1 protein-coding gene is annotated in these 509 nt (G+C 41.8%); it reads right to left on the bottom strand.

Annotated features, from left to right (window positions below; translation table 11 throughout):
• Window positions 1–509 (bottom strand): Kdo hydroxylase family protein (locus FK530_RS27645; protein ID WP_193560372.1); only part of this gene is annotated, 509 nt, incomplete at both ends.

The following is a 509-nucleotide window of genomic DNA, read 5'->3' as shown; positions in this document are numbered from 1 at the left end:
CCATTAGGATTGATATTATTAAAGATCCGAATAATTCGACGGCCATGCAATGGTCTCGATGGAAATGCATCGACATGTAAACGACGATCATCTTTTCGAAAAGAGTGACTATCACTCCACTCATCGATCGCATTGAGTCGCAATGTATTCATTGGACTGTGGAGTTTCCCTCTATATTGAGGGATAAGATCTGTTAGAAGTTGGTAACTTGCTTCAGAATAACGTTTTAAAAGCCCTTCAATGGCGCTCTTTTCCTGCGCTGAAGCATTCTCAGCAATCCCTTTAATGCTTCCTTGATCTGCTTGATACATAATATTTTTACGTTTAGGACTCACTAAACGGGGATCTAAAAGCGCTTGTTCCTCTTCTGTTAAGACAAAAGGGAGTGAGGGGAAATAGAGCACCTGCCCATCTTCTAAGCAATTGACAATATTCTCATGATCACACTCTTCGGCACGCCATTCACTTACGCCTAGGACTAAAACAGGAGCCTCTTCACTCCCCTTTTT

Origin of the sequence: Tsukamurella conjunctivitidis, assembly GCF_007858475.1 — a bacterium.
Classification (GTDB): Bacteria; Actinomycetota; Actinomycetes; order Mycobacteriales; family Mycobacteriaceae; genus Tsukamurella; species Tsukamurella conjunctivitidis.
This window is presented reverse-complemented; position numbering and strand designations above follow the sequence as displayed.